The following is a 6,394-nucleotide window of genomic DNA, read 5'->3' as shown; positions in this document are numbered from 1 at the left end:
CGCCAAGCGCGCGTGCCTAGACCAACGGGATGAGGGGTCCCCTTTCGACGCCTATCACCCCGCTAACGGGGTCCTTTTTCCACGCTGATCCACACTCGTAGCGATAGTGCAGGCGGTCCCCATCGAAATCGAAGTCGAACCGGTAGGGCGCCATCTCGAGAAGCTGATGGACGCCCGGCAGCGAGGCGACCCATTCCGGATGATCGGGCACGTCGAGACTGACGTTGAAGTCGCCGACCCGGTCACCGAATGGCGATGCGATCGACGTCACTTGGCGGTAGAGGTCGCGGATCTCGCCGCGCGTCCAGTCGTCCGATCTGAGGCGGCCTACCTTGATCAGCGTGCCGGTAGTGTCCTTGAAGATCTCAGGGGTGCGTTCGGAAACCGTGATTTCCGCGTCAGTGAGATAGATTTCCTCGAGCAACTCGTTCCAGTCGAACTTCGCATAGCACTCGGGCTCGCCTTCGGCTCGAGTGACGAGCTCTATAGAGTCTCCCAGCTTGTGGACAGCGAACCGGCCCACACCCTTTTCGCCGAGCGGGAGTCGGCCGTATAGCGGCGATCGAATGTTACTTTCCCGCTCCTGCTCGCGGTGATCGTGACCGGGAACGAGCCAGACATGCTCGATCGTTTCGAGTGACATGCCTTGGCCATTGTCGCGAATGACGATGCTTGCATCCGGTGTTCCGAGGTCCTCGAAGGTAATGGTGACCTTGTCAGCATCGGCGTCATAGGCATTCTTGACGAGCTCGAAGAGCGCAAGCCGGGGCGAGCCAATCAGCTGGTCGCCAAGCAATTGAAGCAGACGCGCTCGCGGTCTGAACGCACGTTGGAGCACGCGATCGCCAGTCATCTACCAGATTACTCCCCGCCACAACGAGCTGCGAGTTCCGGTCAGAAACTCCGCATCCTCGCTCCGCGCTAGCCGATTTGAAACCGGCGAGAAAGTATCGTCTGCCCCTTTCGATCATCGCCATGAACGCATGGACTGGCTTGGCGCTCGGTGTCGCCATTGGCGGCTGCAAAAGATGTTTGCAGCCATACTGGCGCTCCTTTGCTGGGACGGCGGCTATTTCGGGCTCGCCTTTCGAAAGCGGTCAACTCAAATTGGTAGGATTCCTCGCCTTGGATTCGGTGCAGACGCGCTTCGAACAGGACGTTGCGACTTCGCGCTTTGTAATTCGGGTCCTATACCCCGGCGCGGGTTGGAGGCCCTATGACGGACCCATTTTTGCGGTGGACCACGAGTGGACCACGGGGGTTTTGGTGCGAAAAGACTGCCTATTATTTCAATGTCTTAGTAAGCAGTTTCCGAGTCCTGTAGGCGCACCACAAATCCAAGACATCTTTGGCAAAGTCCCACGACGCTTCCTTCTGGAAGGGCGTTGGCGCTTTCGTGAAATGACCGCCAGTCCAACGGGCGGACCGGCGGCCAGGTTCGACGCTGCCCTGGCGCGCGTCAGGGCGCGGCCTATGAGGTCGCGCCCTGCTTCAGTTTCGTCCGGGAAGCCTCAATAATCCCAGAAGCCCGCGACCCAGCGGAAGCTGTCGCCATCGGCCGCAACCCGGCCCACGGACGGGAACGGCAGGTGGGTGGCCACCAGCAGCTCGCCGGTCGCCGCCGCCTCCCGCAGAAGGCGGACGCGGACACGGACGGACTCCTCGGGGTCGTGCTCGAAACCGTTGTGCCAGTCCGGGTGGTCGAAGCCGACCGGGAAGATCGCGTCTCCGGCGAAGGTCAGCCGCGCGTCGCCCGAGGTCAGGCGGACCACGCTATGCCCCGGCGTATGGCCGCCGGTCCGCCAGGCGAGCACCCCCGGCGCCACCTCATGGCTCTCGTCGAACGTGCGCACCTTGTCGCGATAGGCATCCATGAACTGCGCGGCGGTGGCCCGCAGCACATCCGGCACCGGCGACGGCATCCGGGTGTGCGAGAAATCCGGCGCCTCCCAGAAAGCCACCTCGGTGGCCGCGACGTGGATGCGCACGTCCGGGTTCAGCCGGCTTTTCACCTCGTCGACGAGCAGGCCGCCGATATGATCCATGTGCATGTGCGTGATGACGATGTCGGTCACCGACGCGAGATCGATGCCGGCCGCCGCCAGCCGCCGGGGGAACATGCCGGCGCGCGGAAAGCCGGGGAACTGTCCGCCCAGCCCGGCGTCGACGAGGATGACCTGCTCGCCGCTGCGCACCACGAGCACGTTGAGCGCCCAGTCGAAGGCGTCCGGCCCCAGGAACTGGTCCTTGAACCAGGCCACGCGGGCGGCCGGATCGACGTTGGTGGACATCGTCTCGGTCGGCAGAGGCAGCACGCCGTCGCTGACCACGAGCACGTCGATCTCGCCCACCCGCAGCGCGTAGCGCGACGGAACCAGCTCTTCGACCCCCGAACCGTCGGTGTGTGGGATAGTGTCCAGCTTCATAACCAAATCCTCTCGACCGCAGGCTTCATCACCGCCTCGGCAGGCTAGGCCGAGGCATGTCCGCGGTCGATTTGGGCCGAGGGATGGATGGGCCATACCACCGGATAGGTGCGGCCATTCGGTTCGTTGGGCGTCCCGATACCCGGAGGGGATTTCGATCCCCGATCAGAGCTCGATGATCCCGCGCCGCACCGCGATGGTGACGGCGTGGGTGCGGTCGTTGACGTCGAGCTTGGCGAACAGGTTCTTGAGGTGCGCCTTCACGGTCTCCTCCGAGAGCGACAGCGCCTGGGCGATCTCCTTGTTGGCCTTGCCCTCCGCGACCAGCCGCAGCACGGCGATCTCGCGTTCGCTCAGCGGATCGTCGGCGATGTGGTGCGCGATCCCGGTGGCGACCTCGCCCTGCACATGCCGCCGGCCGCGATGGACGTTCAGAATGGCGTCCAGCATCTCGGTCCGCAGGCTGCTCTTGAGCAGATAGCCGGTCGCGCCGGCCTTGAGCGCGCGCACCGCCTGCACGTCGCCGGCATAGGTGGTGAGCACGAGGATGCGCGCGTCGGGAAAGCCGGCGCGGATCGCGACGATCGCCTCAAGCCCGTTCATGCCCGGCATCTGGAGGTCCATCAGCGTCACGTCGGGGCGGAGTTCGCGGAAGAGGGCGATCCCTTCGGCTCCGTCGCTGGCCTCGCCGACCACGACCATGTCGGTGCGGTCCTCCAGGATCGAGGCGACCCCCTCGCGCAGCACGGGATGGTCGTCGACAAGGAGGATGCGGATCGGCGCAGGGTCAGGCATGGTCCGCTTCCATCCTTTCGCGGAAGAACCAGGAGAACAGGCGGTGCCGGCGCGGGCCGGGATCGGCATAGGCCAGCCGGGCGGGCAGGGTGATCGTCACCGTGGAGCCCATACCGGGATGGGAGTCGATCACGAAGTCGCCGCCGATCCGTTCGGCGCGCTCGCGCATCCCGATCAGGCCGAAATGCCCCGGCTTGTGGCCCTGTTCGAGGATGGCGCGCCCGAGGCCCACGCCGTCGTCGCGTATCTCCACGCCGAGATGGCGCAGGCCGAAGCGGACGATGATGTCGATCGAGCCGGCCTTCGCATGATGGGCCGCGTTGAGCAGGGCCTCGTCCACGATCCGGCTGAGTTCGATCGACACCAGCCGGTCGATCGGCCGCGGCCTGCCTTCCGCGACGATGCGGATCGGGATCGGCGGATCGAACGCGGCCTCGACGGCGCGATCCCGGAGCAGCTCGGGAAGATCGCCGGACGCCGTGGCGGTGCGCAGATCCTGCACGCGGTTGCGGGCCTCCACCATGATCTCGTCGGCGCGGCGCAGCGCGGTCTCCAGCTTGGCGCGGGTCGCTTCCTCGGCCGGCATCCTGTTGGCGACCGACTGGAAGCGCAGCACCAGCCCCTGCACGCCCTGCAACAGCGTGTCGTGGAGTTCGCGCGCGATCCGCTCGCGCTCGCCGAGCCGCTCCTCCAGCCGGCTGCGGATATTGCGCGCGACCTGCCCCATGCGCAGCCAGTAGGCGAGCCAGAGCAGCAGCCCGACGAGCAGCACCCACAGCATGGTGAACCAGCGCGACTGCACGAAGGTGGGCGGGATGACGAAATCGGCCGTGGCGCCCTGCTCGTTCCAGACGCCGCTGTCGTTGGCGGCGATCAGGCGGAAGCGATAGGTGCCGGGCGCGAGATTGGTGTAGAAGGCCTGGCGCCGCGTCCCGGCTTCCACCCACTCCGTATCCAGCCCCTCCAGCCGGTATCGGACATGGGTGGTGCGCGGGTTCGAGAAGCTCAGCACCGAGAAATCGATATGGAGGTTGGTGGTGCCCGCCGGCAGCGTGACGGTCGTCGGGTCGCGATAGGTGCGATCGGCGATGAGCGCGCCGATCGCCACCGCGGGCGCGGTGCGGCTGCGCGTGATCTGGTTCGGATCGAGCCATAATGTCCCGCTCTGCGTGGCGATCCATAGCCGCCCGTCGCCGCCCCGCACGATCGCCTGGCGGCTGTGCGAATGCGGCCGGCTGCGCAGCCCGTCGATGGGGCCGAACACCTGCATCGGCGGGATCAGGGCGGGGTGTCCGAAGGCGCGTTCCAGATCGTCGGTGCGGACGCGCAGGATTCCGGCCGGGCTGGCGAGCCAGGTGTTGCCGGCGGGCGTGCGGACGATCCCGTTCACGCCGCTGAACTGCGGGACGCGCCGCGCGGAGATGCTGTCGAAACGCCCGTCGCGGATGCGCCCCAGCCCGAACCGGCCCGCGACATAGACGGTATCGGGGGCGGCCAGATAGAGCGTCACGTCGTCCGGCGCGTCGCCGTCGCGCGGTATGCGGATCGAGCGGCGCGTCCCGCCATCGATGCGGCTCACCATGTCGTTGTTCCACTGGACGATCAGCCGGCCCTGCGCGTCGGGGATCATCCCCTTGGGCAGGAAGGCGGGGCCGGGCGCGCCGAACATCTTCTCCCAGCGGCCCGCATGAAGGCGCGCCATGCCGCCGAACGAGGCCGTCGCCCAGAAGTCGCCCCGCGCGTCGAACGCGCAGTCATAGACGGTATAGGCCAGCGGCACATTATGCGGCAGCGGCCGGACATGGCCATCGCGCCAGACGACCACCTGCTTGTCCTTGTGCAGGCCGATCCAGATCGAATGGTCGGGCGCCTCGCACAGGGTGCGGGGCTCCTTGTCGGTGTGGAAGATCGGCTCAGGGCGGCCGCCGGGGCGCACGCGATAGACGGTGGTCTCCTCGCCGATATAGACCGTGCCGTCGGAGGCGCCGAGCAGGATGTCGCCATAGGTCGCCGGATCGGTGAGCTTCGGCTCGAAGCGCAGCGTCGCCGGCCAGAAGCGGTCCATCCCGTTGTCCGTCGCGGTCCACACATTGCCCTCGGCATCCTGGAAGACCTGGCTCGTGGCGTTGGAGGAGAGCCCGTCGCGCGCGGTGAAGCGCTCGACCCGCGCGGCCGCCTCGGCCGCCGAGGCGGGGCCGCGCGGATCGGGATGGGCCACGCGCTCCAGCCCGTCATAATAGGTCGGAATCCACAGATTGCCCTCGCGATCGAACGCGGGGCGCCCCCGGATCCGCGCGAGATTGGTCGCATAGGCATGGCGCAGCGGCGGCGGATCGCCGCGCCCCGCCGGGCCTGTGATGGGATAGCTGCCGTGGCTGTCGGTCAGCCAGACCCGTTCCTCCGGGTCGAGCGCCAGCCGGGGGATCGCCCGGCGCTCACGCCGGACGAATTCGAAATGCTCGCTGCCGGGCGCCAGCCGCGCGACCGATCCGGTGAACGAGACCCAGACGGTGCCGTCGCGCGTCACCGCCATGCTGTACGGGTTGTCGAGCGGCGCGCCGGCCCGAGCCCCGAACGCCGTCCACCGGTTGTCGCGATAGCGCAGCAGCGGGATGCCGACCCGCTCCGTCAGCACCCAGATCGTCCCGTCGCGGGTTTCGTGCATCGCGATCACGCGGTGCGGCGCGCGGGGCGCGCGCAGGAAGCTCAGCCGGCCGTTCCGATACACCGCGAAACGGCCCGAATGCTCGAAATTGGTCCAGACGTCGCCGTTCCGGCGCACGAGGATCGCCGATGGCGCGCCGTTCGCGACCATATCGACGCCGGTGCTCACGCATTCGAAGCGGATGCCGTCGAACCGGTACAGCCCGCTCGCGGCCGCCACCCACAGATAGCCGCGATGATCCTGGGCGAGCGCGAAGACCGGCCGGGGGGCGTCGCTCTCGTCGCTCCAGCGCTGGTGCGTATAATGCGCGAGCAGCCGTTCCGGGGCGGCGGCGAAGGCGGCCGAGGGCAGCAGCAGCATCGCGACGAACAACGCCCGGATCAGTTGCATCGACGTTCCCGCAATTCCGATGAGGCCCCCGCCACGACGTTCGTCCATGCGCCCCTTCGCCGGGAGCGGGGGAGGATGCTACCCCCGAACGGGGGATCGGAACATCCCCGGACACAGG

The 6,394-nt window shown here is 67.4% G+C and carries 4 protein-coding genes; all 4 read right to left on the bottom strand.

The window, feature by feature from the left end; genetic code table 11:
- Positions 1 to 16: 16 nt before the first annotated feature.
- The 4 genes from FHS98_RS17870 to FHS98_RS17855 all read right to left on the bottom strand — a co-directional run bounded on the left by FHS98_RS17870 (position 17) and on the right by FHS98_RS17855 (position 6,324).
- Positions 17 to 853, bottom strand: coding sequence for an ATP-binding protein (locus FHS98_RS17870; RefSeq protein WP_167108543.1), 837 nt, complete (start codon positions 851 to 853; stop codon positions 17 to 19).
- A 658-nt stretch (positions 854 to 1,511) separates the two neighbouring features.
- Positions 1,512 to 2,426 carry an MBL fold metallo-hydrolase gene (locus tag FHS98_RS17865; RefSeq protein ID WP_167108540.1) on the bottom strand — a complete coding sequence of 305 codons (915 nt, stop codon included), beginning with the start codon at positions 2,424 to 2,426 and terminating at the stop codon, positions 1,512 to 1,514.
- 165 nt (positions 2,427 to 2,591) lie between these two features.
- Positions 2,592 to 3,221 (bottom strand): response regulator, encoded by a 630-nt coding sequence (locus FHS98_RS17860; protein WP_167108537.1) that lies wholly within the window; start codon positions 3,219 to 3,221, stop codon positions 2,592 to 2,594.
- Positions 3,214 to 6,324: a sensor histidine kinase gene (locus tag FHS98_RS17855; protein WP_243848101.1), complete on the bottom strand. Its 3,111-nt coding sequence runs from the start codon at positions 6,322 to 6,324 to the stop codon at positions 3,214 to 3,216. The genes FHS98_RS17860 and FHS98_RS17855 overlap by 8 nt, the downstream gene beginning before the upstream one ends.
- Between the last annotated feature and the right edge of the window lie 70 nt (positions 6,325 to 6,394).

This window comes from Sphingomonas oligoaromativorans, assembly GCF_011762195.1.
GTDB classification, from domain to species: domain Bacteria; phylum Pseudomonadota; class Alphaproteobacteria; order Sphingomonadales; family Sphingomonadaceae; genus Solisphingomonas; species Solisphingomonas oligoaromativorans.
This window is presented reverse-complemented; position numbering and strand designations above follow the sequence as displayed.